33 protein-coding genes are annotated in these 24,046 nt (G+C 34.3%); 24 read left to right on the top strand and 9 right to left on the bottom strand.

Translation table 11 applies throughout. The annotated features are described in order from the left end of the window. Positions 1–21: 21 nt before the first annotated feature. The 5 genes from ctaD to BC6307_RS13285 all read left to right on the top strand — a co-directional run bounded on the left by ctaD (position 22) and on the right by BC6307_RS13285 (position 4,583). Positions 22–1,890, top strand: a complete 1,869-nt coding sequence (gene ctaD / locus BC6307_RS13305; RefSeq protein WP_066419340.1) for a cytochrome c oxidase subunit I — start codon at positions 22–24, stop codon at positions 1,888–1,890. Beyond that, positions 1,890–2,510 carry a cytochrome (ubi)quinol oxidase subunit III gene (locus BC6307_RS13300; protein WP_066419339.1) on the top strand — a complete coding sequence of 207 codons (621 nt, stop codon included), beginning with the start codon at positions 1,890–1,892 and terminating at the stop codon, positions 2,508–2,510. Before ctaD ends, BC6307_RS13300 begins: the two co-directional genes overlap by 1 nt. A 4-nt stretch (positions 2,511–2,514) precedes the next feature. Next, positions 2,515–2,847, top strand: a complete 333-nt coding sequence (ctaF, locus tag BC6307_RS13295; protein WP_066419337.1) for a cytochrome c oxidase subunit IVB — start codon at positions 2,515–2,517, stop codon at positions 2,845–2,847. 266 nt (positions 2,848–3,113) lie between these two features. Next, positions 3,114–4,013, top strand: a complete 900-nt coding sequence (gene ctaG / locus BC6307_RS13290; RefSeq protein ID WP_084380606.1) for a cytochrome c oxidase assembly factor CtaG — start codon at positions 3,114–3,116, stop codon at positions 4,011–4,013. A 99-nt stretch (positions 4,014–4,112) separates the two neighbouring features. Then, positions 4,113–4,583, top strand: coding sequence for a DUF420 domain-containing protein (locus BC6307_RS13285; protein WP_066419333.1), 471 nt, complete (start codon positions 4,113–4,115; stop codon positions 4,581–4,583). Positions 4,584–4,643: 60 nt separating this feature from the next. On the opposite strand, the gene ytvI is transcribed toward BC6307_RS13285, so the two are convergent. Then, positions 4,644–5,702 carry a sporulation integral membrane protein YtvI gene (gene ytvI / locus BC6307_RS13280; protein ID WP_066419331.1) on the bottom strand — a complete coding sequence of 353 codons (1,059 nt, stop codon included), beginning with the start codon at positions 5,700–5,702 and terminating at the stop codon, positions 4,644–4,646. Between the two features lie 132 nt (positions 5,703–5,834). Then, a complete protein-coding gene (locus BC6307_RS13275) occupies positions 5,835–6,191 on the bottom strand; it encodes a YugN family protein (RefSeq protein ID WP_066419329.1) in 357 nt (118 codons plus the stop codon). 191 nt (positions 6,192–6,382) lie between these two features. Between BC6307_RS13275 and safA the strand changes: the two genes are divergently transcribed. The 3 genes from safA to BC6307_RS13260 all read left to right on the top strand — a co-directional run bounded on the left by safA (position 6,383) and on the right by BC6307_RS13260 (position 8,726). Beyond that, on the top strand, positions 6,383–7,003 hold the full coding sequence (gene safA / locus BC6307_RS13270) for a SafA/ExsA family spore coat assembly protein (RefSeq protein ID WP_066419326.1): 621 nt from the start codon (positions 6,383–6,385) through the stop codon (positions 7,001–7,003). Between the two features lie 21 nt (positions 7,004–7,024). Next, a complete protein-coding gene (locus tag BC6307_RS13265) occupies positions 7,025–7,447 on the top strand; it encodes a CBS domain-containing protein (RefSeq protein WP_066419320.1) in 423 nt (140 codons plus the stop codon). Positions 7,448–7,655: 208 nt separating this feature from the next. Next, the gene (locus BC6307_RS13260; RefSeq protein WP_066419318.1) at positions 7,656–8,726 is read left to right on the top strand and encodes a CAP domain-containing protein; all 1,071 of its coding nucleotides are present in this window, start codon (positions 7,656–7,658) and stop codon (positions 8,724–8,726) included. Between the two features lie 21 nt (positions 8,727–8,747). Here the strand turns inward: BC6307_RS13260 and BC6307_RS13255 are convergent, their stop codons facing one another. Next, on the bottom strand, positions 8,748–9,110 hold the full coding sequence (locus BC6307_RS13255; RefSeq protein ID WP_066419317.1) for a hypothetical protein: 363 nt from the start codon (positions 9,108–9,110) through the stop codon (positions 8,748–8,750). A gap of 9 nt (positions 9,111–9,119) precedes the next feature. Further along, positions 9,120–9,608 carry a PaaI family thioesterase gene (locus BC6307_RS13250; RefSeq protein ID WP_066419309.1) on the bottom strand — a complete coding sequence of 163 codons (489 nt, stop codon included), beginning with the start codon at positions 9,606–9,608 and terminating at the stop codon, positions 9,120–9,122. A 185-nt stretch (positions 9,609–9,793) separates the two neighbouring features. Here BC6307_RS13250 and ylbD point away from each other — a divergent pair, with 185 nt between their 5' ends. From ylbD to BC6307_RS13230, 4 genes are all read left to right on the top strand, one after another. Then, complete coding sequence (gene ylbD, locus BC6307_RS13245) at positions 9,794–10,201, top strand: YlbD family protein (protein WP_066419307.1); 408 nt, start codon at positions 9,794–9,796, stop codon at positions 10,199–10,201. Positions 10,202–10,215: 14 nt separating this feature from the next. After that, on the top strand, positions 10,216–10,455 hold the full coding sequence (locus BC6307_RS13240) for a YlbE-like family protein (protein WP_066419306.1): 240 nt from the start codon (positions 10,216–10,218) through the stop codon (positions 10,453–10,455). An 84-nt stretch (positions 10,456–10,539) separates the two neighbouring features. Beyond that, positions 10,540–10,968: a hypothetical protein gene (locus tag BC6307_RS13235; RefSeq protein WP_066419298.1), complete on the top strand. Its 429-nt coding sequence runs from the start codon at positions 10,540–10,542 to the stop codon at positions 10,966–10,968. Positions 10,969–11,023: 55 nt separating this feature from the next. Further along, on the top strand, positions 11,024–11,470 hold the full coding sequence (locus BC6307_RS13230) for a YlbF/YmcA family competence regulator (RefSeq protein ID WP_066419288.1): 447 nt from the start codon (positions 11,024–11,026) through the stop codon (positions 11,468–11,470). Positions 11,471–11,506: 36 nt separating this feature from the next. Here BC6307_RS13230 and BC6307_RS13225 read toward each other — a convergent pair whose 3' ends face one another. Further along, a complete protein-coding gene (locus tag BC6307_RS13225) occupies positions 11,507–11,830 on the bottom strand; it encodes a hypothetical protein (RefSeq protein WP_066419285.1) in 324 nt (107 codons plus the stop codon). 105 nt (positions 11,831–11,935) lie between these two features. Here BC6307_RS13225 and BC6307_RS13220 point away from each other — a divergent pair, with 105 nt between their 5' ends. Further along, the gene (locus BC6307_RS13220) at positions 11,936–12,211 is read left to right on the top strand and encodes a YlbG family protein (RefSeq protein ID WP_066419282.1); all 276 of its coding nucleotides are present in this window, start codon (positions 11,936–11,938) and stop codon (positions 12,209–12,211) included. A gap of 43 nt (positions 12,212–12,254) precedes the next feature. Here the strand turns inward: BC6307_RS13220 and BC6307_RS13215 are convergent, their stop codons facing one another. Next, positions 12,255–12,644 carry a DUF7147 family protein gene (locus tag BC6307_RS13215; protein WP_066419280.1) on the bottom strand — a complete coding sequence of 130 codons (390 nt, stop codon included), beginning with the start codon at positions 12,642–12,644 and terminating at the stop codon, positions 12,255–12,257. A gap of 241 nt (positions 12,645–12,885) precedes the next feature. On the opposite strand from BC6307_RS13215, the gene BC6307_RS25550 reads away from it, so the two are divergent. The 3 genes from BC6307_RS25550 (at position 12,886) to coaD (ending at position 14,151) form a co-directional block, all read left to right on the top strand. Beyond that, positions 12,886–13,008, top strand: coding sequence for a hypothetical protein (locus BC6307_RS25550; RefSeq protein WP_268874282.1), 123 nt, complete (start codon positions 12,886–12,888; stop codon positions 13,006–13,008). An 85-nt stretch (positions 13,009–13,093) separates the two neighbouring features. Next, positions 13,094–13,672, top strand: coding sequence for a 16S rRNA (guanine(966)-N(2))-methyltransferase RsmD (gene rsmD / locus BC6307_RS13210; protein WP_066419277.1), 579 nt, complete (start codon positions 13,094–13,096; stop codon positions 13,670–13,672). Then, the gene (gene coaD / locus BC6307_RS13205; protein ID WP_066419274.1) at positions 13,669–14,151 is read left to right on the top strand and encodes a pantetheine-phosphate adenylyltransferase; all 483 of its coding nucleotides are present in this window, start codon (positions 13,669–13,671) and stop codon (positions 14,149–14,151) included. The genes rsmD and coaD overlap by 4 nt, the downstream gene beginning before the upstream one ends. Before the next feature lie 254 nt (positions 14,152–14,405). Here coaD and ylbJ read toward each other — a convergent pair whose 3' ends face one another. Further along, positions 14,406–15,635 (bottom strand): sporulation integral membrane protein YlbJ, encoded by a 1,230-nt coding sequence (ylbJ, locus tag BC6307_RS13200; RefSeq protein WP_066420997.1) that lies wholly within the window; start codon positions 15,633–15,635, stop codon positions 14,406–14,408. A 211-nt stretch (positions 15,636–15,846) separates the two neighbouring features. Here ylbJ and BC6307_RS13195 point away from each other — a divergent pair, with 211 nt between their 5' ends. Beyond that, positions 15,847–16,644 (top strand): patatin-like phospholipase family protein, encoded by a 798-nt coding sequence (locus BC6307_RS13195; RefSeq protein WP_066420996.1) that lies wholly within the window; start codon positions 15,847–15,849, stop codon positions 16,642–16,644. Then, positions 16,634–17,659, top strand: a complete 1,026-nt coding sequence (locus BC6307_RS13190; protein ID WP_066420995.1) for a SepM family pheromone-processing serine protease — start codon at positions 16,634–16,636, stop codon at positions 17,657–17,659. Before BC6307_RS13195 ends, BC6307_RS13190 begins: the two co-directional genes overlap by 11 nt. A gap of 147 nt (positions 17,660–17,806) precedes the next feature. On the opposite strand, the gene BC6307_RS13185 is transcribed toward BC6307_RS13190, so the two are convergent. Next, positions 17,807–19,039: a nucleotidyltransferase gene (locus tag BC6307_RS13185; RefSeq protein ID WP_328225372.1), complete on the bottom strand. Its 1,233-nt coding sequence runs from the start codon at positions 19,037–19,039 to the stop codon at positions 17,807–17,809. A 150-nt stretch (positions 19,040–19,189) separates the two neighbouring features. Here BC6307_RS13185 and BC6307_RS13180 point away from each other — a divergent pair, with 150 nt between their 5' ends. From BC6307_RS13180 to BC6307_RS13165, 4 genes are all read left to right on the top strand, one after another. Further along, positions 19,190–19,708, top strand: a complete 519-nt coding sequence (locus BC6307_RS13180) for a YceD family protein (protein WP_066420993.1) — start codon at positions 19,190–19,192, stop codon at positions 19,706–19,708. 45 nt (positions 19,709–19,753) lie between these two features. Next, positions 19,754–19,927, top strand: a complete 174-nt coding sequence (gene rpmF / locus BC6307_RS13175) for a 50S ribosomal protein L32 (protein ID WP_066420989.1) — start codon at positions 19,754–19,756, stop codon at positions 19,925–19,927. Between the two features lie 135 nt (positions 19,928–20,062). Further along, positions 20,063–20,833 carry an enoyl-CoA hydratase/isomerase family protein gene (locus BC6307_RS13170; RefSeq protein WP_066420987.1) on the top strand — a complete coding sequence of 257 codons (771 nt, stop codon included), beginning with the start codon at positions 20,063–20,065 and terminating at the stop codon, positions 20,831–20,833. Positions 20,834–21,020: 187 nt separating this feature from the next. Beyond that, the gene (locus BC6307_RS13165; protein WP_066420985.1) at positions 21,021–21,629 is read left to right on the top strand and encodes an RsfA family transcriptional regulator; all 609 of its coding nucleotides are present in this window, start codon (positions 21,021–21,023) and stop codon (positions 21,627–21,629) included. A 69-nt stretch (positions 21,630–21,698) separates the two neighbouring features. On the opposite strand, the gene BC6307_RS13160 is transcribed toward BC6307_RS13165, so the two are convergent. Continuing rightward, a complete protein-coding gene (locus tag BC6307_RS13160) occupies positions 21,699–22,181 on the bottom strand; it encodes an N-acetyltransferase (RefSeq protein WP_066420983.1) in 483 nt (160 codons plus the stop codon). 248 nt (positions 22,182–22,429) lie between these two features. On the opposite strand from BC6307_RS13160, the gene BC6307_RS13155 reads away from it, so the two are divergent. Continuing rightward, complete coding sequence (locus BC6307_RS13155; protein WP_066420981.1) at positions 22,430–23,773, top strand: acetyl-CoA carboxylase biotin carboxylase subunit; 1,344 nt, start codon at positions 22,430–22,432, stop codon at positions 23,771–23,773. Between the two features lie 29 nt (positions 23,774–23,802). Beyond that, positions 23,803–24,015, top strand: a complete 213-nt coding sequence (locus BC6307_RS13150) for an acetyl-CoA carboxylase biotin carboxyl carrier protein subunit (protein WP_066420979.1) — start codon at positions 23,803–23,805, stop codon at positions 24,013–24,015. Positions 24,016–24,046 lie beyond the last annotated feature (31 nt).

The following is a 24,046-nucleotide window of genomic DNA, read 5'->3' as shown; positions in this document are numbered from 1 at the left end:
CTTCGAAAGGGAGGTTACACGGTGAGTACTATGGCTCAGAAAAAAGGTTTTGGCGCAACTGTTTGGGACTACTTAACAACGGTAGATCATAAAAAGATTGCGATTATGTACTTAATTGCCGGTGGGTTCTTTTTCCTTGTCGGTGGTTTAGAAGCAATGTTTATACGTGTTCAGTTATTAAAACCGGAAAGTGGTTTTCTAGAGGCTGGTCTGTATAACGAAATTTTAACAATGCATGGAACTACGATGATTTTCTTAGCAGCAATGCCGTTAATCTTTGCATTTATGAATGCTGTTGTTCCGTTACAAATTGGTGCACGCGATGTTGCGTTCCCGTTTCTTAACTCTCTAGGTTTTTGGTTATTTTTCTTTGGAGGAGTTTTCTTAAACTTAAGTTGGTTTATGGGTGGAGCACCTGATGCAGGGTGGACTTCATATGCATCCTTATCACTTGCTTCAGAGGGACATGGAGTTGACTTCTATGTTCTAGGACTACAGATTTCAGGTATAGGTACGCTAATTGCAGGGATTAACTTCCTTGTAACGATTATTAATATGCGTGCTCCAGGGATGACTTACATGCGTATGCCATTATTTACTTGGTCTACATTTGTAGCATCTGCGTTAATTTTATTTGCTTTCCCAGCATTAACAGTTGGTTTATTATTATTAATGTTTGACCGTATGTTCGGGTCTGCATTCTTTGATCCAGCCCTAGGTGGTAACACTATTATTTGGGAGCACTTATTCTGGATTTTCGGACACCCGGAAGTTTACATTTTAATTTTACCAGCATTCGGTATTTTCTCAGAGATTTTTGCAACATTCTCTAAAAAGCGTTTGTTTGGATATTCATCTATGGTATTTGCAACTGTTTTAATCGGATTTTTAGGATTCATGGTATGGGCTCACCATATGTTCACAACTGGTCTTGGACCGATTGCAAACTCTATTTTTGCTGTTGCTACAATGGCAATTGCAGTACCAACTGGTATTAAGATTTTCAACTGGCTATTTACGATGTGGGGTGGCCAAATAAAAGTAAATACAGCGATGCTTTGGGCTATTGCGTTTATTCCATCATTCGTAATGGGTGGAGTTACAGGGATAATGTTAGGTTCAGCAGCAGCTGACTATCAGTATCATGATACGTATTTCGTAGTTGCTCACTTCCACTATGTAATCGTTGGTGGGGTAGTATTTGCTTTATTCGCAGCTACTCACTACTGGTGGCCAAAAATGTTTGGTAAAGTTTTAGATGAAACATTAGGAAAAATCACTTTCTGGTTATTCTTTATTGGTTTCCATTTAACATTCTTTATCCAACATTTCTTAGGATTAATGGGTATGCCTCGTCGTATCTATACGTTCTTACCAGGTCAAGGATTTGAACTAGGAAACTTTATTAGTACTGTAGGTGCATTCTTTATGGCTGCAGGTACTATTGTATTACTTGTTAACATCGTGAAAACATCATTTAGCAAACAAAGTGTATCTGGCGATGTTTGGGGCGACGGTCGTACGTTAGAATGGGCTACTGCTTCACCACCGTTAGAGTACAACTTTAAACAAACTCCGCTTGTACGTGGCTTAGATCCACTATGGGTAGAAAAAATGGCTGGTAAAAAAGAAATGACACCTGCAGAACCTGTTGGTGACATTCATATGCCAAACGGATCAATTATTCCGTTCATTATTTCTCTTGGTTTATTTATCGCTGCATTTGGTGCGATGTATAATCAAGAGCATACGTGGGGTATTCCTGTATTAATCATTGGTCTAGTTATTACGTTTGGTTCGATGTTCTTCCGTTCAGTAATTGAAGACCATGGATACCATATTCATAAAGAAGATATTATCAATGATGATGATAAGGGGGTTGGGGCATAATGCATACTGAGGAAAAACTTACTGCTGAAACTTTCCCAGATTCGCCTGAAAAAGCAACCCTTGAAGGGAAAAATAAATTTTTAGGTTTTTGGCTCTTCCTAGGAGGAGAAACAGTATTATTTGCATCCCTGTTTGCAACTTACTTAGCATTAAAAGATTCAACTGCGGGTACTAAGCCTGGTGCAGAAATTTTCGATCTAGGATTAGTTTTTGCGGCAACGATGATCCTTTTAACAAGCTCGTTAACAAGCGTATACGCTATGTATCACATGAAAAACTTCAACTTTAGAAAAATGCAACTATGGATGTTCATTACTTGGCTACTAGGATTATCATTCTTAATTCTTGAGATTTATGAGTTCATGCACTATATTCATTTAGGGCATACTTTTACAAGTAGTGCGTTTGGTTCAGCTTTCTATACGTTAGTTGGAACACATGGTGCTCACGTATGTTTCGGATTACTCTGGATTGGTACATTATTAATCCGTTACTCCAAAGGCGGTCTTAATTTATACAACGCACCGAAGTTTTATGTAGCTTCTTTATACTGGCACTTCATTGACGTTGTATGGTTATTTATCTTTACAGTAGTATACTTAATGGGATTGGTGGGATAATCTGATGGCGAATCAAACATCAAATTCAGTTAACCCGAAGGTAGATTTAGCTTATCGTCGTAAGAAAAATGCAGAAGAAATGAAACATCAAGTAATTTCATTCGTGCTAATGATCTTTTTAACGATTATTGCATTCGTAGCAGTGGGAGCGGACATGTCTCCGCTATTCATTGTACCTGTTATCATATTGTTAGCCGTAATACAATGTATTTTCCAACTTTACTACTTTATGCATATGAATCATAAAGGTCATGAAGTACCAGCATTATTTCTATACTCCGGCTTAACAGTTGCATTAGTAACTATTTTAGCCTTCGTAACAATTATTTGGTGGTAAGACTTAAAAAGACACTTGGACATACAATACTGTCCAAGTGTTTTTTGTTATATCCTTTACTTCAATATAACCTACATACTCCAATGCTTTCTATCAACTGCTAATATCACATATGTTTGAAAAAACAGTGACGATTCTATGACAAATGCCCTTTCCTTAAACACTCTGTTACTGCCCATTCATTGAATGGTATAAAACCGTATAGTATAATAATATTTAGTAGTTTAGTGTGATTCTGTAATTAGTTTCCGTAAGGAGTGAGTATTTTGTTAAGCAACCTAGAAATTTTTGGTTTTCGAGCATTATGGAGTCCATATTTTATGGTTTCTATGATTATCGTTGCAATACTGTATATTTATGTTACTGGACGAGGAAGAGAAAGATTTGAAGGATCTGAACCTGTTTCTTTAAAGCAGAAAACATTCTTTTTACTTGGTATTGCTTTATTATACTTCTTTAAAGGCGGCCCGATAGACTTATTAGGTCATTTAATGTTAAGTGCGCATATGGCACAAATGGCTTTTTTATACTTAATCATTCCTCCGCTTTTAATTTTAGGTACTCCTGTTTGGTTATTAAAAAAATTCGTTAATCATAAAGCGATTAAACCAGCATTCAATTTCTTAACTAGACCGTTAATTGCTTTAATTTCTTTTAATGCTTTATTTTCTTTTTATCACATTCCTGTAATTTTTGATGTTGTAAAGACCGATGTTACTTTACATACGATCTATACGATATTATTGTTTATTGCTTCATTTATGATGTGGTGGCCACTAGTAGATCCACTACCAGAAGGAAATAAGATGTCTGGAATTAAGAAAATGGGCTACATTATGGCTGATGGTGTACTATTAACTCCAGCATGTGCATTAATTATTTTTGCTGATACACCATTATATGCAGCTTATTCTGATATGACTGCTTGGATGGCAGCATTAGCCTTATGTGTTCCAGCAAGCACGTTAGCAGGTTTAGACCTTGGAGGTCCCGAATTGTTTAATGCTTTACCATTATTGGAGGACCAACAATTAGGTGGTATTATTATGAAAATAATACAAGAAATTATGTACGGTAGTATGTTAGCGTACGTATTCTTCCAATGGGCAAGAAAAGAACGTGAAACAGATGATCTTGATATGAACCCCATTTTGGAAAAGAATTAATTGTAATAAAACAGCATTCAAAGGGGTGCTGTTTTAGTTTGTATCAGTTTTTTGTTGAAATAAAATGTTTAGATAAAAATATTTCGAGAGGAGCTTTTTATGGATTCTTATACAATTCCAATATTACCTACAATTAGTACGTTTTTTATTGTGTTGAGCGCAATTTTTGTAGCGATTGGTTGGTATCTAATCGCAAAAAAGAAAGTAGAAGCACATAAAAAATCAATGACTTTTGCCGCTATTTTTGCTGTTATCTTTTTTATTATATACTCTAGTAGAACAGTGTTTGTTGGAAATACAAGTTTTGGTGGACCAGATGATATTAAAATATACTATACGACATTTTTACTGTTTCATATCACTCTAGCAACGATAGGGGCGGTTCTTGGTATATACACCCTATGGACAGGTTACAAAAACAACTTAAAACGTCACCGTAAAATTGGACCAATTACGAGTATTGTATGGTTTATAACTGCAATAACTGGTGTAGCAGTTTATTTACTACTCTATGTTATCTATCAAGGTGGAGAAACAACATCGGTTATTAAAGCGATATTTGGTTTTTAATAGTAAAGAGGCACATAACGGTAACGTTACGTGCCTCTTCTTTTGTGAGAGAAGTAATTTCTATATTTTAAAATTCAATTTTATTATTCCAGCTTCTTTAGCTGAATTAAAAGCAATAATGACAAGAGGTCCAACAATAAACCCTAAAATACCAATTAATTTTAAACCGATGTACATTGCAATTAAAGTAGCTAAAGGGGATAACCCTATATGAGAACCCATTACTTTCGGTTCAACTGTTCTACGGATAATTAGCAGCACGATTGCTAAAATTGCAAGCTGTGTACCGGTACCGATATTCCCAGTAATCAGTTGGAAGATTGCCCAAGGCCCGATTATTACAATAGATCCAATAATTGGTATAAAGTCTATAATCCATACGACAAATGCCATTATTAATGCGACGTCAGGAGCAATAAATAACAATCCAATTAATGTTACAAAAAATATGATAATACTTACTAGAAATTGAGCCTTGAAAAATCCGAACACAACATAAGAAAGACGAGAAGTCATAAATTTTACTTTTTCAGCTGTCGAATCCTTTAAATGTGCATAGAAGCCTTCTTTTAATTTTGGCATATCTAGTAAAAACAGGAATAATGCAATTAAGTATACAATAAAACTAATTAAATAATTTGGAATGTCTGTGAACAAACTTTTAATTCGCTCTATGTTTACCATGTCAGTAATATTAATTCTTAGATCGTAAAGAAATTTGTCAATTTGTTCACTAATTTCATTTACTAATTCTGGTGGCAAATCTTCAGACGCGTTTGTTATATTTTGTTCCATATCACGCCAAACCCGATTTACCTCGTTTATATAAGAGGGAGCATTTTCTACAATTTTAATCCCTTCTGTTATTACTTTAGTTGTAATAAAGTATCCGATAACACCGATAGACATAACAAAAAGAAGAAAAATAACTAAGACAGATAAACTTCTTTTCCATTTCGCCTTATTTTGTAATAGGGAGACGAGTGGTTCTAAAAATAGTGCAGTAATAAAAGCAATAATTAAAGGTACAGAAACAGGTAAAATAAAATAGCTAATTGTTATTATTACAGCCACAATTAGGATAATGAGAATTAAACGTTTTATAGATTGCGTGGTCAATGGGGTACTCCTTTCAAACAAATACTTTCCTTTATTATATTATGCTTTTTAAACTATGAACAGTAATATTATTCGATATTAGCACAGTATATGGAAACGGGGAAAATAAAAAAACGCATACAAATGCGTTTTTTATTTAATCTTATCGATTTCCTCTTTTAATTGGCTTAGTAATGTTTTACTAGTTGTTACGATGTTGGCAGGGAAGCTTTCTCCTTCACCATATTCCACACCGTGTGGGTAATAGTGTTTTCCTAATAAAGGAGTAAGTAGTTTTACGATAGCATGTTTACCACCAACATCTCCTTCAATAGCATATGCTTGAACTCGTAAATAGTAAGTCGACCCTTTACTTTCGAACTTTTTGTCAAAGGTTACTCGTTCGTAATCCCATTGATCAGCTAGAACAAAGCCTAAACCTTCCATAACATGTGCAAGTCGCGATAATTCAACAACTTCAGATTCTAATCCTATGTTTTCAATTCTCATTATATGTACGCCCCTTTCTATGTATAAAACAAAATGCTCCTAATTAATAATAGTACGAAAGAGAAGAAGTTTCAACGATTGTGTGAAACTTCTTTTTTATATGTTTAAAAATTGTCATGTTTTCGTCTCAATTGGTCAAACTATAAATGGGAAAAAGTTGGCTAGTAACTAAATTGGAAGGGGTGAAAAACGTGAAAAAAATACTAGTTTCTATTTTTCTTTCTGTGTTTGTACTAATTAGTGTCCCGTCTTTTGCATTTGGACAAGGAACAGATACATATACAGTGAAAAGTGGGGATTCTCTTTGGAAAATTGCTCAACGATATCAAATCGGATTGTCAGAAATAATTTCTGCTAACCCACAATTTTCTAACCCAAATCTAATATATCCAGGTCAAAGGGTAACGATTCCGCTAATAGATAGTATAAAGGCAATTGAGCGAGAAGTTATTCGGTTAACAAATCAAGAGCGTGCCAAAAATGGTTTGCCTAGCTTAAAAGAAGATTGGCAATTATCAAGGGTAGCAAGATATAAATCAGCCGATATGCGAGATCAAAATTATTTTTCACATAATTCGCCAACGTATGGCTCTCCATTTACAATGATGCGAAACTTTAATATACAGTATAGAACTGCCGCGGAGAATATTGCAGCAGGGCAACGTACTGCTCAAGCTGTTGTTCAACAGTGGATGAATTCACCAGGACATCGAGCAAACATATTAAAGGCAGATGTAACTTACATCGGTGTTGGATATGCAGAAGGTGGTTCTTATGGGACGTATTGGACCCAAATGTTTATTTCTAAATAGTAAAGCATAGAGGTGATGTTAGTGCAAACAGTTAGAGATGTAATGACAACTAATGTAGACGTATGTACACCATTGGATAACGTATACGAAGTAGCGCTGAAAATGAAAGATCTTAATGTAGGTGCTATACCAATTGTTGAAAATAATCAATTAGTAGGAATGATTACTGACAGAGATTTAGTAGTTAGAGGTATCGCTGAGAAGCATCCTGGTTCCAATTCTGTTACAGACGTAATGAGCGACCATTTAATAACGATTGACCCTAATGCATCGTTACAGGAAGCGAGTACATTAATGGCGGAACATCAAATTCGTAGACTTCCGGTTGTAGAAAATGGGCAATTAATCGGAATTGTCTCGTTAGGAGACTTAGCTACAAATCAATATTCAGATGAGCAAGCAGGTGTTGCATTAAGTGAAATATCTGAACAAGATCATCAATAATTAGAATAAATTGGGACAAGTCGATTGGACTTAGTCCCGTTTTCTTTTTTCATGATGATATTAATCTTGCTCTGAAAAAATTTGGTATGATAGAGAAAAAAGAGGTAATAAATGAATTATATGAAAAACTCTATGAAAATAAAGAAAACTAGAATGAAATGATAACTTCGTTAATATAGTAAAAGTAAAAGTAAAAGGAGGGAGAAGTTTGAGGAATATACTTACTATTATTGTTATCGCAATTTGTGCGGCATTAATAATACCATTTCAATCAACTTTTATAGATTTTGAACCTAAGGATGAAGACTTAGTTGCTCAAGAGTTAAGGAGCGAGAACGAATTAGAAGAAGAAACAATATCTATTCTACCCGTTCATAAAGATATTCAAGTTATGGAAGGGGTAGGAAGCTGGATTAGTAAAACTGACACCGAACTTATTTCTTCATTTGGGGAACCAGACCGTATTGATTTATCACCATATGATTACGAATGGTGGGTATATAATAATTCACTAGAAAATTATGTTCAATTTGGTGTAAGCGAAGGAGTCATCGTCACTGCATATGTAATTGGGGAAGAAGTACAAAATGACCCATTTGTTATAGGAACTAATTATGAAGAAGTAAAACAAAAATTTGCATTTGAATCGGCAATTAATGTTGACTATGATAGTGGATCGTACCGATTTCAATTAAAAGATGAAAACCTTATTACTCGTCCACTTTTAAAAATCGGGGATGTGTTCGTACAGCTTTATTTTGATTCATTTGAGCAAACGTTATCAAGCATACGATTTTTAGACAAGGAAACTTTAATAAAGCAGCGACCATATGAGTTAGTATACAGAGGAACATTAATTGACCCAGAATCAAAAACAGAAGAAGAATGGCAATTAATTGAACAAGGAACCGCATTACAAATTATCGACTTTACGAATATTCTTAGGGAGCGCTTCCAGTTAAGTCCTGTTGAGTGGCATGAGGAAACCGCAAAAGTAGCTTATTTACACAGTAAAGATATGAACAATAATGATTATTTTTCTCATTCCTCACCAACAGAAGGAACTCTTTCAGAAAGGCTAACGAAAGGTAATGTAAGCTTTTTATTAGCAGGGGAAAATATAGCAGCAAAATATGTAGACGGAGTAGCAGCAGTAGAAGGTTGGCTCAATAGTGAAGGGCATCGAAATACATTACTAAATGAAAATTTTACTCATCTCGGGGTAGGAGTTTATGAAAAATACTATACACAAAACTTTATTCAAACGTGGAAACAATAAAAGCTCGCTTGTAGCGAGCTTTTATTGTTTATCTATACGTTTATAGTCATTAAAAATAAACGTTTTGCCTTCCCAATAGCCTATAAGTTTAACTAATTCTCCAGCATTAGGAGGACTTTTCGTCCATTCCTTTGTTAGTCTTTCTCTACGTTCAACTCTAGTTATTTTTCCATCCTTATATATATTTAAATGGGTAATCATAATGTGAAAATCGTAATAAAACCGCTTCTTTTCATAATAAACGTCTGTTACTTCTCCAACTATGACTGATTCTTCCTTTACTTCTGTTACACTAAGCCATTTTTCTTTATATTTTTTTCGATTCTTTTTAGCTAGAATATAAAAGTAAATAATTAATATTGGAATAACAACAGCGGTAACCATAAAATAGGATCACCTTTTTCGATTTATAATAAAAAAACTACCAGTACTATGAGCAATTAGTTTATGATTTTCTGAAAAAACTTTACCTTCTACAACAATAATTTTCGAACCTTTATGGATGATATTTGCTACGCAACGAAACGCATCACCAATTCCAGGCTTTAAAAAGTTAACTTTCATTTCAGTTGTTACAACGGCTTTATCGTCTGGTAAACTGTTGTTTGCTAACGTTCCCATCGTTGAGTCTAATATTGTAGCGGTTAATCCTCCATGCAAAATACCAATTGAATTATTTAAAAGTGTACTGTTTTGGACCGTTAACGTTAGCGTCCCGTTTTCTTCATCAAAGTCCCTCTCCATTCCGAACAATGCACCTACGAAAGTGCTGTAGTCCCCATTTCTTTTTCTTTTAAAACTATGTAATAGTAGTGCTGCTTCAGCTAATTCTTCGTCAGTTGCTTCTTTTAAATAATTTCCCCAATCCTCACGTAAATCCAATTTCCTCATCCCTTTTCATTTACCTCTTTCTTCATATAATAACAGTCCTTTCTTGGTAAGAAAATGAAATAGCTTAAAATTTATTATTTCTAATTGCAGGAAAAACAAAGAGAAGAAAATAGGCGAACGTATGACGAATGCAACCCATACAATAAAATAGGCATATGATGGAATGAGGTGAGAGGATGGCTAAAAGTAACTCAAAACAGGAGAGTATTAAACAATTTAAAGAATTTGTCAAAAGGCATCCGAAACTTGTACAAGAAGTTCGTGGGAGTAAAAAAACGTGGCAAGACCTTTTTGAGGAATGGTACTTATTAGGTGAGGAAGACCCTGTATGGGAGCAATACGGTGATGGTCAACAATCCTCAAGTAAAGAAGAGGAGAAAAGTGGGGCTAAATCAGAATTTATTCCAGTAGTATTACAAACTTTAAAAAACATGGATATGAATAAAGTGCAATATCATTTAACAAATGTAAATAGTGCAATAGGCAATATACAACAATTATTACAACAGTTTATTCCTTCTAATCGCCAAAGTAATTCTTCATCACAAGGTCCTAAAAATCCTTTTACATTTCGTAAAGATTAAGGAGATACATTTTAATGAGAAAAGAAGTGTATGATTACATTCAATCCAAAAAAATTTTAAAGCAATTTATTAAAGAACAGCCGATTTGGTACCGTAAATTAAGTAGGGACCCGAATAGCGCTGCAGAAATGGAATTAGCAGCAATGCAATATTATAAGCAGACAATTCCGCACAAAGTTGAAAAATTCCAAAATTCAGTGCAAATGGCCTCGATGATGGTTCATATGTTTCAATCGATGAAACATATGGATTAAGAAAATTAAATTTGCTTAAAGGAATAGAAAATGAGTACCCTTCCAACAATAGTAATAATGACTACTGGAAGGGGAGTACATAGCATGAAAAAAATGATTACGGTTTTATGTATATTTTTCATATGTTTAATCGGGTGTCAACAAGAGAAACCAGAAGCACTTGTTGTTACAGGGTTACCAACACATTTTTCAGATATAGCTTTAAAAAAATATAATAGCAGTAATAAGGAAAAAAAGTTAACAATGGAAGTACATCACTTTATAAAAGACAACAAAGTTTATATTGAATGTATCGTTACTCCAGATTTTCAATTTAATAAAGGAACGACTAAAAAAGAAGGGAAAGGTTATTTAGAAGTATATAATAACGGGAAGAAACTGGATGAGTTTACTTCTGGTGCTTTTATTTTAACAAACTTACCGAAAGGGAAAAATAAAATAGATATTATGTTAAAATATAACGACAAATCAGATTACGGTTTAGTTAAAAGTTTTACGGTTGAATTGGACTAGATATATTATACAAAAACTTTATAGCATGATATAGTAATTATGGAGGTGTCTATAAATGATTGCCACTTTAGAAAAGATACTACTATTAGATCGTGCTGAAGAATTAGCAAAAATGATTTTACAGTCAGAAGAAATGGCTGACTATTATAAATGTCTTGATGATGTGAGAGAAGATCGTGAAGCTCAGCAGCTAATTAAGGCGTTCAATGATATAAAAGATAAATACGAAGAGGTACAACGTTTCGGTAAGTATCATCCTGACTATCATTCCGTTTCAAGAGAAACAAGAGAATTGAAAAGAAAGGTGGACTTGCACGATACAATATATGCTTTTAAGCAGGCTGAAAAGGCAGTACAAGAATTACTAGATGAAATAAGTGTACTAGTCGGAAGAGCTGTTTCAGAACATATAAAAGTTCCAACTGGAAATCCTTTCTTCGATTCCTTATCAAGCTGCGGCGGAGGCTGTGGTTCTGGTGGCGGATGCTCTTGTAGTGCATAATTTAGAAAAAGGCTGACAATTTTAGTCAGTCTTTTTTTACCGATTTTTAAGGCGGATACAATCCTCACATAAGTTACCACAACAAAACATTTTTTCTTGTGGAACAAAAAAGCGATGACGAAATACGTAAATATTGTCGCTTTTTCTAACAAAATTTGTTTTTACTGTTACTCTTTGTTTATACATAGCTTTTTTTGAGCATATTTTTATTGTTTGGAGGAGTAAATCCAAATCCGCATCTACAGCTGGTGTTATATAAATAAATGGAATGCCGGTAATATCTTTTCGTTCACAAAGTTGAATGATTGAGTTACTGTTCATTTCTGTTAAAAAAATTGCCCAAATAGTTTGTAGGGACATGTTTAGTACCACCATTTCATAACATTATATATATTATTATTTTATCTTTTTCATTTACGTGATAAAATGACACTAGAAATGTTTTCTATTAAAGGAGAAATTACAATGTTGACTGATCGGCAAGGGGTAATCGTTTGGCTTTACTCATTAAAACAAGCTAAACTGTTGAGACGTTATGGAAACGTCATTTATATATCTAAAAAATTAAAATATGGGATATTTTATTGTAATATGGAGGAAACTGCTTCTCTTATTGAGAAATTGGAAAAGCAATCTTTTGTAAAAAAAGTGGACGTGTCTTACCGTCCGTACGTTAAAACACAATATGAAAATTCAAGACCAGATAAAGCAAAAGAATATGATTATAAGATGGGACTATAAAAAGCAACGAATTGATGTATATTCGTTGCTTTTTATTTTCTATTTACTTTAACGGTTGTAAAATATGATTCAATCTTAGGACGCCGGTTAAATATTGATAATACAATTCTTTTTCTTTATAGTAAGTGGATGGTTTTACTTCGAGTTCAATAATATTTTTATTTAATTGAGATGCTAGTTGTTCAAATAACTCAAATCGTTTTGTTCGTTTCTCTTTAGGGCTAGGAATTCCTTCTAATGTCATATATAAAGCTTGAAAATCACCAACAGATGTTGGTTTCATAATGACAACAAATGAACAAACATTACGGTCATTTTTATTCGTATGTAATAATAAAAGCTGATCTACTCTTTCTTTATTATAACGAGCCAGCTCTAGCAATTCATATAAATCAGAGTAGCCTTCACCGAGTTCTATAAATCTTTGTATCAATTGTTATTGCTCCTCTCTAAGTTCCTGCTCATACTTTATCACGTTCAAGCTTTTTTTAAAAGAGTGACAAAATGAGAATGCTGGAAATAAATTAGGGCAGTTGTTTTGTGTTATGAATTAGTGCGTATCATAAGGTGTTTTATAAAAAAAAAACCCTGCAATTTAATAGTGCAGGGTCCCTCTATTACTTGGTGACCAAGTAAAGAAGGCAAAGGGAGAGGAGAAACCGGAGGAAGAACTTATGGGGAAACGTAAGTCTTCTCCGCGGTTGGCAACAACATCACGTAAAAGGATGTTGTTATTTGTCATTATGAACCAAATAAAGAAAGAGTATACACTTTTTGTAAAATTACCTTATGAATAATCTTCTGAGCCTTTTCTTATGAAGTCGATTATGATAGGATATTGTTGAAATTTAATTTGAAAGTTATAAAGATTGTGGTGAGTGGATGAGAGTAGTTTCTGGGAAATTTAAAGGTAGACAATTGAAAGCTGTACCAGGTATGAATACGAGACCTACTACAGATAAAGTGAAAGAATCATTATTTAATATTATTGGTCCTTACTTTACAGGTGGATTAGTTCTTGATTTATTTGGTGGTAGTGGGTCATTAGGTTTGGAATCGTTAAGTAGAGGGATGGATCACGTAATCTTCGTCGATAAAGATGGTAAAGCGATACAAACGATTAAAAGTAACGTTGAATCATTACAAGTTGAGAAGCAAGTAGAAATATATAGAAATGATGCGGGACGTGCTTTGAATGCAATACAAAAACGAGATCTTCAATTTGATTTAATTTTGTTAGATCCTCCGTACAAAAGACACCAATTAGAACAACTTATACATAAAATGAGTGATTTTAAGCTGTTAAAAAGTAATGGTCAAATAGTAGCTGAACATAGTAATGATGTGGTTTTACCTGACGTGATTGGGAACTTTTCTATTCAAAAGCAAGAAACGTACGGCATTACCGTAATTACCGTTTTTAAATGGAGTGAAGTGGTGAAGGGGGAAGGGGAAATATGACAAGCATTGCAATTTGCCCAGGGAGTTTCGATCCGGTAACAAATGGACATTTGGATATAATTAAAAGAACATCTAAAATCTTTGATAACATTTATGTTTGTGTGTTAAATAATGCAGCAAAAAACCCGTTGTTTACCGTAGAAGAACGAATTCAACTGTTAGAAGAAGTAACAAAAGATTTACCTAATGTTAAAATAGAATCATTTCAAGGACTATTAATTGATTATGCAAAAAGTAAAAATGCTACATCAATCGTAAGGGGATTGCGTGCTGTTTCAGACTTTGAATATGAAATGCAAATTACTTCAACAAACAGAGTGTTGGATGAAACTATCGAAACATTATTTATGATGACTAACAATCAATATTCCTTTTTAAGTTCGAGTATTGTTAAGGAAATTGCAAAATATAACGGTGAAGTATCGGAGTTAGTACCTCCAATAGTAAAAAAAGCATTGCAAGAGAAATATAATATGTAACATAGCCAAAAAGAGGCTGAGACAAAACTAATATTATCATGATAAAAGATGAACAATTGTAGAATTAGCGGAGGAAATATACGTAGACTCCAGCGGGAGGAAAGGCATAGGTGAGACCCCGCAGTGCGAAGCACGAGGAGGCTCACCAGCCGCCCGCGGAAAGCGAAGTATATTTCCGGAGCGGCTTATTTCGACTCTACTTTTTTGTTCGTCTTTTATTTTGATAAAAATAGTTATGTCCCAACCTCTTATTTTTATTTTAAGTTAGGACGCCAGTTTCTATAAAGAATCCACGTGTATATCCATAAAAATAATAAAGTGATAAATGGACCGTAAACTGTTATTGTTTCATACACTTTTTCTATCCATGTTAGATCTTTTAATGGAGCAAAAACGGGAGATTCACCTGATGTTTGCTCAAATCCACCTAATTTTTCATTTAAAGGGCTCCATAGCAAGTACGCGTAAATACCAGCTATGAAAGCGTGTATTATTCGAGCAAAGAAAAAAGGTTTAAATCTAATATCAGTTTCAGCAAGTATACTAGCCACTTGGGCATGTACACTTAGGCCACAAAATGCTAAGAAAAAACTAGTGAGAATTACTTGTTCCTTTAATGTAGCTGTAGTTACCTCGCTCGTCAGTTTCGCCCCTAACGTAATTTCAAAAAAGCCGGATATTAAAGGTATACTTAAATCTGTTGAGAAGCTTAATAATGCTAAAAATATAGTAACAAAAGTTGCAATGATGCTCGTTATTTGTACGAGTGCTAAAATATTATTTAAAACGGAAAAGATTATAATAAAGCCACCAATCATTAATAACGTCTGTACAGAACTCGAAACAGCGTCTCCTAACATTTTACCTAGTGGTTTACTATTTTTTACTCGCGTTTCGTGTAACGCGTCAAAAGCATGGCCGAAAGTTAACTTTTTTGATGTATTATTTTTATTTTCATCAACAGGATGAGAGTACTCGTGAAATCTCATAATAACACCAACAGTAATGTTACCAAGATAATGTGCTAATGCCAGCAAGATTCCTATCTTTGGGTTATGAAAAAAACCTACCGCAATAGCGCCGAAAATAAACAATGGATTAGAAGAGTTAGTAAAAGAAACTAGTCTCTCTGCCTCTATAGCTGAAATTTGTTCTTCTTGGCGAAGTCTTGCAGTAAGTTTTGCTCCAGATGGGTAACCAGAGGCCATACCCATTGCGAGGACAAAACCACCTACTCCAGGAACTTTAAAGATAGGTCTCATTAAAGGTTCAAATAATACTCCAATGAAAGCGACAACACCAAAACCTATCAGTAACTCACTTACGATAAAAAACGGTAATAAGGAAGGGAAAACAACCTCCCACCACATTTTTAAACCACGTAAAGAAGCCTCTAATGCAGCTTGAGGATAAATGATTAAAGAAATCGTGAAAAAGGTAATAATACTTGCGAAAATGAAAGTTTTGAATTTTGAGCCATTCAATATTTATGCCTCCTATAGTAATGTCACAAAAAGTTGTTGAATGTGTGCAAGTTTATTTTAGTGTAAGAATGAAGTTGATTTTGGTAGAATAGTTATAATTAACAAGTAGCTTGTTAAAGAAAAAAAGTTTGTCCACCCTACATTTCAATATACGTATGTATATATAAAATTTAGAACAACAAATTAATATACATTGTTTGGAGGAGAAATGTTGAGAGAACCGACGATAGGGTTAGCGTTAGGATCAGGAGGAGCTAGAGGTTTTGCCCATTTAGGTGCATTAAAAGTACTGCAAGAAGAAAATATACCTGTTAGCTTACTGGCCGGCTGTAGCATGGGTGCTCTTGTAGGAAGTTTATATGCTGTCGGACATGAAATGGAAAGCATGTACAAAATAGCAAAAGCATTTCAGCGGAAATACTATTTAGATTTTACCGTTCCGAAAATGGGGTTTATTAGTGGGAATCGTGTAAAACAGCTTATTCACATGTTTTCGAAAGGTCAAAATATAGAAGATTTAGCAATCCCATTTGCTGTTATTGCAACCGATATTGAAACTGCAGAAAAGGTTGTTTTTACAAAAGGTCCAATTGCGGATGCTGTTAGAGCGAGTATTTCTATTCCAGGAATATTTGTACCTGTAGAATTAGATGGAAGGTTGCTTGTCGATGGAGGCGTGGTTGATCGGGTACCTGCTAGTGTTGTTAAAGAGATGGGGGCAGATATCGTTGTTGCAATTGATGTTTCTTACGTTAAAACGAATGAAGGAATAGATTCCATTTTTGATGTAATCTTACAAACAATTGATATTATGCAAAATGAATTAGTAAAAAAAAGCGAATTAGAGGCAGATGTGATGGTCCGGCCGCCTGTTGCTCATTATAGCTCACGTGCATTTACAAATATTGAAGAAATTATCCAAATCGGGGAAGAGGAAATGAGAAAGCACATTCCCTTTATTCGGCAAGCAGTGGAAAACTGGAAGGAGCGACAAGTGGATGAAAAATAAAAGGATATATGGAAGAGCATTAGTTGTAGGAATTATTTTAGCAGTTATTTTAAATTTTATTACTTTACCTTATTATGTGACGAGGCCAGGATATGCACAAGATTTAAGGCCTATCGTAATGGTAGAAGATCGTTATGAAGATGAAGGCAGGTTTATGTTAACAACAGTAAAAATGAGTAAGGCAAATATATTTACATACTTAATGGCAAAATGGGATGAATATCAATTTATTTATCCATTAGAGCAAATTAGAAGTGAAGGGGAAACAGATCAAGAATACAACCATCGTCAATTATATTACATGGAAGATTCGAAAGAAACGGCGATAAAAGTTGCTTATGAAAGAGCCGATAAAGAAGTAAATATAATATCTAAAGGTGTATATGTATTAAGAACTGTCGCCAATATGCCAGCAGCAGATTTATTACAAATAGGTGATAGAATAGTGGAAGTTGATGGTATAGAAACACCAAATTCAGATGTTTTTATGGGGCTGGTAGGGGAAAAAGCAGTAGGAGATACGCTAAACGTTACTTTTGTTAGAGATGATGAGGTTGATACAGTTCCAATAACTTTACAGCCATTCCCAGATGAACCAGAAAGGGCAGGTGTCGGAATACAACTCGTTACCGATTTAGAAATTACAACTTCACCTAACGTTGAAATTGACTCAGCAAAAATTGGCGGCCCCTCTGCAGGCTTAATGTTCTCTTTAGAAATTTATAATCAGCTAATGGACGAAGATATAGCAAAAGGCTATAAAATTGCAGGTACTGGTACAATCAATCAAAATGGAGAAGTAGGTCGTATTGGTGGGGCTAAGCAAAAAGTATATGCAGCCCATAAGTCAGGAGTGGACTACTTCTTTGCACCATATGAAAATGGAGCGGAAAATTCTAATTATAACGAGGCAGTGGCTGCAGCTGAAGACATTGGCACTAAAATGGTAATCGTCCCAGTGAACACTTTTGATGATGCACTAAATTATTTAAAAGACTTACAGCCGAAAAATTAACTTATAATTTTCCACTATAGTACACCTTTATTACGTTTAAACGAAATATGTCCAGACACTATAATGAAAAGTTTCCAACTCACTACGATTTAAATAATGACCAAAAAGTCCTGAAGTCAGTTTCTACTGATTTTAGGACTTTTTGGTTCAAACAAACTTTCTTAATTCCTCATCAAAGCGAATCGGAGGCTGAGAAAACTCCTTATGAATAAACGCGCTTCTCTCTGGCTCACTGAGCGGTATAGAATAAGCGATAGTGGCCTTTTTATCTAGTGCTAACCCATCATCGCTAAATGACGCTACATTAGAAATAATAGGTATAGTTATATCTTTTTTGATTTCTCGTAAGTAATGTTGACCTGCTTTCGACATTCCTAATAATCGTACATAACTATATTCCTTTTTTTCTGTTACCCTTTTCATTTCGTCCTTCGTTGTATTTGTTAAAATATGAGTACACATCCGTTGTAATCTTGTCCATGTATACCTTTTCGTTTTTAACATAGTCATAAATTCCTGAAAAGTTTTGCTTTTTTTCATACATTCCTGTAACCTATATTCAATACCTTCTTCGACTTCATAAAAAGTTCTTAATTGTTCTGGAGTACTACATAAAATTTTATATTTTAAAAGTGAATAATAGTCTTCCCAGCGATGAAACGATTTTATTTGTTGGAGAACAGAAAAGGTGGGAGCTGGTACATAATCTTGAACATGTTGTATCTCTCTATTTGTCTCAAATAAATGCTTTCTAATTGCAGTGGCACTAGCAATGTTCGATGGATAAAGTTGCTCATCATGGTAACCGGCAGTAGTTCTCCCAATTGTAAAAGGTTGAATAGGACTTCCTAGTTCTAATACTGCTTTAACATAATGGAAACCTAATATATTATTAGGCTGCGTTAGATCGATTACATTTTCATTTTGAAAAGTTTCTGAAAAGGCGAGAGATGATGCTTTCGGATAGCTGTTACCTTCCTTTATGTATTTTTGTACTGAGGAATGATAGGGATCACTTTTTTCTCCCATTAACTGCACCGTCCGATTAAAGTCTTCAATATTACCTTGTTCACTACCGAAACAAAATGAATCTACTCGTAATTCTGAGAGAATAGAGACAGCACCAGTAGCAAACACCTCTGCTTTCTGAGTGGCAAATGCATATGGTAATTCAACGACGATGTCAATCCCATTTAGTAGTGCCATTTTTGTTCTTTCCCATTTAGAAACGAGTGCAGGCTCACCTCGTTGTAAAAATTGTCCGCTCATTACGGCAATGACAACATCTGGGTTTGTTAAGTTTTTCGATTGCTGTAAATGATATAAATGTCCGTTATGAAAAGGGTTGTATTCTACAATAACTCCTAAAGCTTCCATCATATACTCCTTATCATGATCGTTTTTGGTAGTATTTAACTGTTGCAATAATTTCAAATATTATTAGACAACATTATACTGTAAAGAAAAAATATTGACAAATAAATCTACGGAAGCTATAATTACTTTTGTTGCCTTGAGGTGATTATATTGTTGAAATGGTCATTAATGCAGCTAAACCTTTTTACACATAAAGGATTATATATCGATGAAACAGTTGATTTGAACGACATTACTGCCGTTGATTCATCTATTCGGTCTATTAGTCCTGTGCATGTAACAGGTCGAGCTGATTTAAGTTCTAAAAAAGCTACGTTCCATCTTAAAATAGAAGGTACGATGATTTTACCTTGTACAAGAACGTTAGTAGATGTGAACTTTCCTTTTACAATTGAAACGAAGGAAACCTTTTTATTTGAAACTGCTAGTTATACTGAAGAAGATGAAGAAATTCATGTTCTTCAAGGAGATGTTGTTGATTTAATTCCTATTATTAAGGAAAATATTCTTCTCGAAATACCGATGCAAATCTATGCTGATTCTATAAATGAAGAAGGTGCAGCACCACAATCTGGTAAAGGTTGGAGTGTTGTTGAAGAAGAAGAACAAGGAGACAAAATTGATCCAAGATTAGCAGGTCTAGCAAAATTCTTTGAAAAAAAAGATGAGTAGCTAAAAAAGGAAATGAATGATACACTCTTTAAGGAGGTGGGAAGAATGGCTGTACCTTTTAGAAGAACGTCTAAAACTGCGAAAAGAAAACGTCGTACACATTTTAAACTACAAGTTCCTGGTATGGTAGCATGCCCAAGCTGTGGTGAAGCGAAATTAGCACACCGCGTATGTAAAGCTTGCGGTACTTACAAAGGGAAAGAAGTAGTAAATAAATAATGAGGATATAAATCCTTTACACAAAAAAGCACAAGGCAAATGTCTTGTGCTTTTTGTGTAAGTAAAATTATAAATACATACTTGTGTTCGTTCAATCATGTTTCTTATAGTAAGTAAAAAGGGGGAATAGTAGGGATGGATAATACTAATAAAACAATCGTACATATTGATGAATATCATTTTTTATGGTTCGTTATTAACAGACCAGATAAAAGAAATGCTATTGACTATGATGTTATGGAACAATTAAATAGGGCAATACAGATTGCAAAAACAAATGACTCTATTAGAGGGTTTGTCATTACAGGAACAGGGGATAAAGCTTTTTGCTCAGGCGGAGACTTAACAGTATTTCATCGCTTGAAAACAAAAGAAGAAGCATACTCCATGCTGTCTAAAATGGGTAACATATTATATGAGTTATTAACCTTGCCTATCCCAACATTTGCTTTACTAAACGGAACCGCAGTCGGTGGTGGATGTGAAATTGCTAGTGCGTGTGATATAAGAGTAGCGTTACATAATAATGTGAAGATAGGATTTGTTCAAGGGAATTTAGGAATTACAACTGGCTGGGGAGGAGCTACAATGCTAATGGAAAAACTTCAACCCGCCGACGCCTTAACCTTATTATATTCAGGTAAAATATATAATGTAGAGATGGCCAAACATCTTCATTTTATTCAATCAATGCAACCTTTAAGCACCCGTCAACAACAAAGTGAATATATAGATAACCAGCTTGTACAATCAGCTAATGTTTTGCGTAGTTATAAAAGCGCTCTCATTAAAAAGTGGGTGTTTAGCAATGTTCAAGAAAGAATGGCTGAAGAAATTAATACTTGTGCTATGTTATGGGCACGAGATGAACACCATGAAGCTGTTCAAAGTTTTTTAAATAAATAAGAGATCGGGCAACAACAGGGAGGTAACTAACAATAAAAAAGGTAAATCCCTCGTAAAAGTTTCACATTTGCCCATTTTCGTCGTGCTGAATAACGGAATTCTCCTACCTTTTTGTATATCCTTTTAGTCTATCTTTTCTATTTATTGCATATGTATAGGATAAAAAGTGTGTTAGGGGGATTCCAAAATGACAACGGTTCGACAAGATGCTTGGACACAAGACGAAGATATGTATTTAGCCGAAGTGGTCTTAAGATATATACGAGAAGGTGGAACACAATTAGCTGCGTTTGAAGAGGTTGGAAGAAAATTATCAAGAACATCTGCAGCATGTGGATTTAGATGGAATTCTTATGTGAGAAAACAATATAAAACAGGTATTGAATTGGCTAAAAAGCAAAGAAAAGAATTAAAATTAGAACAAGAAACAAGTGCTGCTCCAGTTCAAAAATGGGTGGAAAATCAAGAAGAAGGCGATAAAACAGCATCTCTTTCTATTCCGAAAGTAATTGCCTACTTACAAGAGTTAGAAGAAGTAGAACAAAAATTTATAAACTTAAGAGAAGAAAACGATACTTTGAAAAAAACAGTAATGAAGCTAGAACACGATTTGCAATTACTTACTGAAAGAAAAGAGGAACTTGAACGTTCTGTACAATTAGTGGAGGAAGATTATAAAGCATTAATTGAAATTATGGATCGTGCAAGAAAAATGGTTGTTTTACAGGAAGAAGAAAAGAATAAAGTTAAATTTCAATTAGATCGAATTGGAAGTTTAGAGAAAGTGGAGAAATAAAATAAAGGTTAGACCTAAACACGGTCTAACCTTTATTCATCCTTTAATGGTTTTCGTAAGTGTGCTTAATTAAGCTTCTAACTCTTCAGTGCTTTGAGCGGAGACTCCTTCTGGATACCATACAAGTGGATTTTCACCTAAATCACGCTCCATATTATAATGAACAGGAGTAAAGCCCATTTTTGTCCAAAAAGCATCACTTTTTACTCTAGGGTTTGTTTTAATAGGTAAGCCGAAGCTTTTTGCGAATTCAACAAGCTCACGACCGAACCCTTTATTTTGATATTTTTGTATTACTTCTAATTTCCAAAGCTCTACATAATCTTGTTTTGGCTCGAAGTACTGATCGAATCTTTTATCTTTACGGTAAAGACTCATTCTAGCAACAAGTTTTTCACCGTAATAAATGCCGTAAAAAGGAGACTCGCTATCGTTTTCGATAATGTTTGCTTGTAAATCTTCTAACATGGACAGTTCTTGTAATCCATATTCTCTAAACTGTTTAAATTCTTCTAACGTTTTATAATTGATGGATAGTTTTTGTACAGTCATAAAAAATCCCCCTTTGATTGTCTAAACATACATTTTATATGACTAACATATAACTGGAAAGTAAGGTCTCCATTAATCATATCGAATGTTATCTATTTTCATACATTTATTATACAACAAAAAAACAAAACATTCTGCAATTATTTACGTAAGCGTTTGCAAAATAAAGAAGGAATACATCAGTTTATGTAGAAATAAATAAATGATGGCCAATATTTTTTGTAGCTTTAAAGAGAGGGGTACTTTCATTGCAAAAAATTTTAATCGCGAACAGAGGAGAAATTGCTGAAAGAGTCATTCGTACTTGTAGAAATTTAGGGATAGAAACGGTGGCCGTTTTTTCGGAAGCCGATAAAGATATGCCATATGTAACTTTAGCTACAAGTGCACACCATATAGGTGGCGCACATCCGCAACAATCGTATTTAAATATGGAGCAAATTATAAAAGTAGCGAGAGAAGAAAAGGTAGATGGAATACATCCTGGCTATGGCTTTTTGAGTGAAAACAGTGCTTTTGCTAGAGAAGTGCGTGAAAACGGATTTATTTTTATTGGGCCGTCAAGTGATGTGATTCGGTTAATGGGGGATAAACTGCAATCACGTCTTGAAATGATTAAAGCAAACGTTCCAGTTATCCCAGGCTCAGATAAGCCTTTAACGAGTGTGGAGGAAGCTTATTCGTTAGCTGAAACAATAGGATTCCCTGTCATGTTAAAAGCAAGTGGTGGCGGAGGAGGAATTGGGATGCATAAGTGTGAAAACAGTGAGGACATTCGTCTGCAGTTTGAAGAAACGAAAAAACGTGCAAAAGCATACTTCAATAATGATGACCTATTTATTGAAAAGTATATAGGAAATGCACGTCATATCGAAGTGCAAATAGTTGGCGATAGCTACGGGAACGTTCTCCATTTACACGAACGTAATTGCTCTGTACAAAGAAGAAATCAAAAAGTAATCGAAGAAGCTACTAGCCCTCATTTACCAGAGGAAGTTCGTAGTAAACTTTATGAGGCAGCGGTAAATGCAGCGAAACAAGTAAATTATTATAATGCAGGTACAGTAGAGTTTATTATGGATGAAAATAATAATTTCTACTTTTTAGAGATGAACACAAGATTACAAGTTGAGCATGCTATTTCAGAAGAAATAACAGGAATTGACCTCGTTGAATGGCAAATATTAATTGCTAATGGCGAAAAAATTCCTTTATCCCAAAATGACATTAATGTTAATGGACATTCGATAGAATATAGGGTGTACGCAGAAGATCCAGTTAAATTTTTCCCTTCACCTGGACAAATTGTAGATTGGAATTTTCCTGTAGAGGAAAATGTTAGAATTGATAGTGGGTATGGTTCGAACTTAAAAGTTACACCTTTTTACGATCCATTAATCGCAAAAATTATAGTAACTGCAAGTTCTAGAGAAGCTTGTATAGAAAAGTCACTTAACTATTTAGAGAAAGTCTCCATAACAGGAATTAAAACTAATATCCCATTTTTAATTGCAAGTTTATCCGAGGAATCGTTTAAAGATGGAAAATACTCAACTAATTTTGTAAGTAATCTGATGAACATAAATAAGTAATCTTTTGACATAAGTAGGAGGAATAGAAAATGAAAAAAGTGGAAGCGTCTATGGCCGGAACAGTATGGAAAGTATTAGTGGAAGCAGGGAATAATGTAGAAGCTGGGCAAACAGTAATCATTTTAGAATCTATGAAAATGGAAATTCCTTTAGAAGTAGTGGAGAGTGGAACGGTTAAATCGATATCTGTATCCGAAGGCGATTTTGTCAACGAAGGCGATGTATTACTAGAGTTAGAGTAATAACTTTACATAACGTTTAAGGGGATGGAAT

The organism is Sutcliffiella cohnii (assembly GCF_002250055.1).
In the GTDB taxonomy this organism is placed as follows: Bacteria; Bacillota; Bacilli; order Bacillales; family Bacillaceae_I; genus Sutcliffiella; species Sutcliffiella cohnii.
The sequence above is the reverse complement of the archived record's forward strand: the minus strand, read 5'-3'. Positions and strand labels throughout refer to the sequence as shown.

Excerpts from the sequence above, each read along its gene's own strand:
- BC6307_RS13225 (WP_066419285.1), bottom strand. The coding sequence starts at position 11,830 with ATGTCCCTACAAACTATTTGGGCAATTTTTTTAACAGAAATGAACAGT.
- BC6307_RS25550 (WP_268874282.1), top strand. The coding sequence starts at position 12,886 with ATGGGGAAACGTAAGTCTTCTCCGCGGTTGGCAACAACATCACGTAAA.
- BC6307_RS13255 (WP_066419317.1), bottom strand. The coding sequence starts at position 9,110 with ATGGTTACCGCTGTTGTTATTCCAATATTAATTATTTACTTTTATATT.
- BC6307_RS13220 (WP_066419282.1), top strand. The coding sequence starts at position 11,936 with ATGTTGACTGATCGGCAAGGGGTAATCGTTTGGCTTTACTCATTAAAA.
- BC6307_RS13160 (WP_066420983.1), bottom strand. The coding sequence starts at position 22,181 with ATGACTGTACAAAAACTATCCATCAATTATAAAACGTTAGAAGAATTT.
- BC6307_RS13285 (WP_066419333.1), top strand. The coding sequence starts at position 4,113 with ATGGATTCTTATACAATTCCAATATTACCTACAATTAGTACGTTTTTT.
- BC6307_RS13230 (WP_066419288.1), top strand. The coding sequence starts at position 11,024 with ATGATTGCCACTTTAGAAAAGATACTACTATTAGATCGTGCTGAAGAA.
- BC6307_RS13165 (WP_066420985.1), top strand. The coding sequence starts at position 21,021 with ATGACAACGGTTCGACAAGATGCTTGGACACAAGACGAAGATATGTAT.
- BC6307_RS13190 (WP_066420995.1), top strand. The coding sequence starts at position 16,634 with ATGAAAAATAAAAGGATATATGGAAGAGCATTAGTTGTAGGAATTATT.
- BC6307_RS13240 (WP_066419306.1), top strand. The coding sequence starts at position 10,216 with ATGAGAAAAGAAGTGTATGATTACATTCAATCCAAAAAAATTTTAAAG.
- BC6307_RS13235 (WP_066419298.1), top strand. The coding sequence starts at position 10,540 with ATGAAAAAAATGATTACGGTTTTATGTATATTTTTCATATGTTTAATC.
- rpmF (WP_066420989.1), top strand. The coding sequence starts at position 19,754 with ATGGCTGTACCTTTTAGAAGAACGTCTAAAACTGCGAAAAGAAAACGT.
- rsmD (WP_066419277.1), top strand. The coding sequence starts at position 13,094 with ATGAGAGTAGTTTCTGGGAAATTTAAAGGTAGACAATTGAAAGCTGTA.
- ylbD (WP_066419307.1), top strand. The coding sequence starts at position 9,794 with ATGGCTAAAAGTAACTCAAAACAGGAGAGTATTAAACAATTTAAAGAA.
- BC6307_RS13275 (WP_066419329.1), bottom strand. The coding sequence starts at position 6,191 with ATGAGAATTGAAAACATAGGATTAGAATCTGAAGTTGTTGAATTATCG.
- BC6307_RS13150 (WP_066420979.1), top strand. The coding sequence starts at position 23,803 with ATGAAAAAAGTGGAAGCGTCTATGGCCGGAACAGTATGGAAAGTATTA.
- BC6307_RS13300 (WP_066419339.1), top strand. The coding sequence starts at position 1,890 with ATGCATACTGAGGAAAAACTTACTGCTGAAACTTTCCCAGATTCGCCT.
- BC6307_RS13170 (WP_066420987.1), top strand. The coding sequence starts at position 20,063 with ATGGATAATACTAATAAAACAATCGTACATATTGATGAATATCATTTT.
- ctaF (WP_066419337.1), top strand. The coding sequence starts at position 2,515 with ATGGCGAATCAAACATCAAATTCAGTTAACCCGAAGGTAGATTTAGCT.
- coaD (WP_066419274.1), top strand. The coding sequence starts at position 13,669 with ATGACAAGCATTGCAATTTGCCCAGGGAGTTTCGATCCGGTAACAAAT.
- BC6307_RS13185 (WP_328225372.1), bottom strand. The coding sequence starts at position 19,039 with ATGATGGAAGCTTTAGGAGTTATTGTAGAATACAACCCTTTTCATAAC.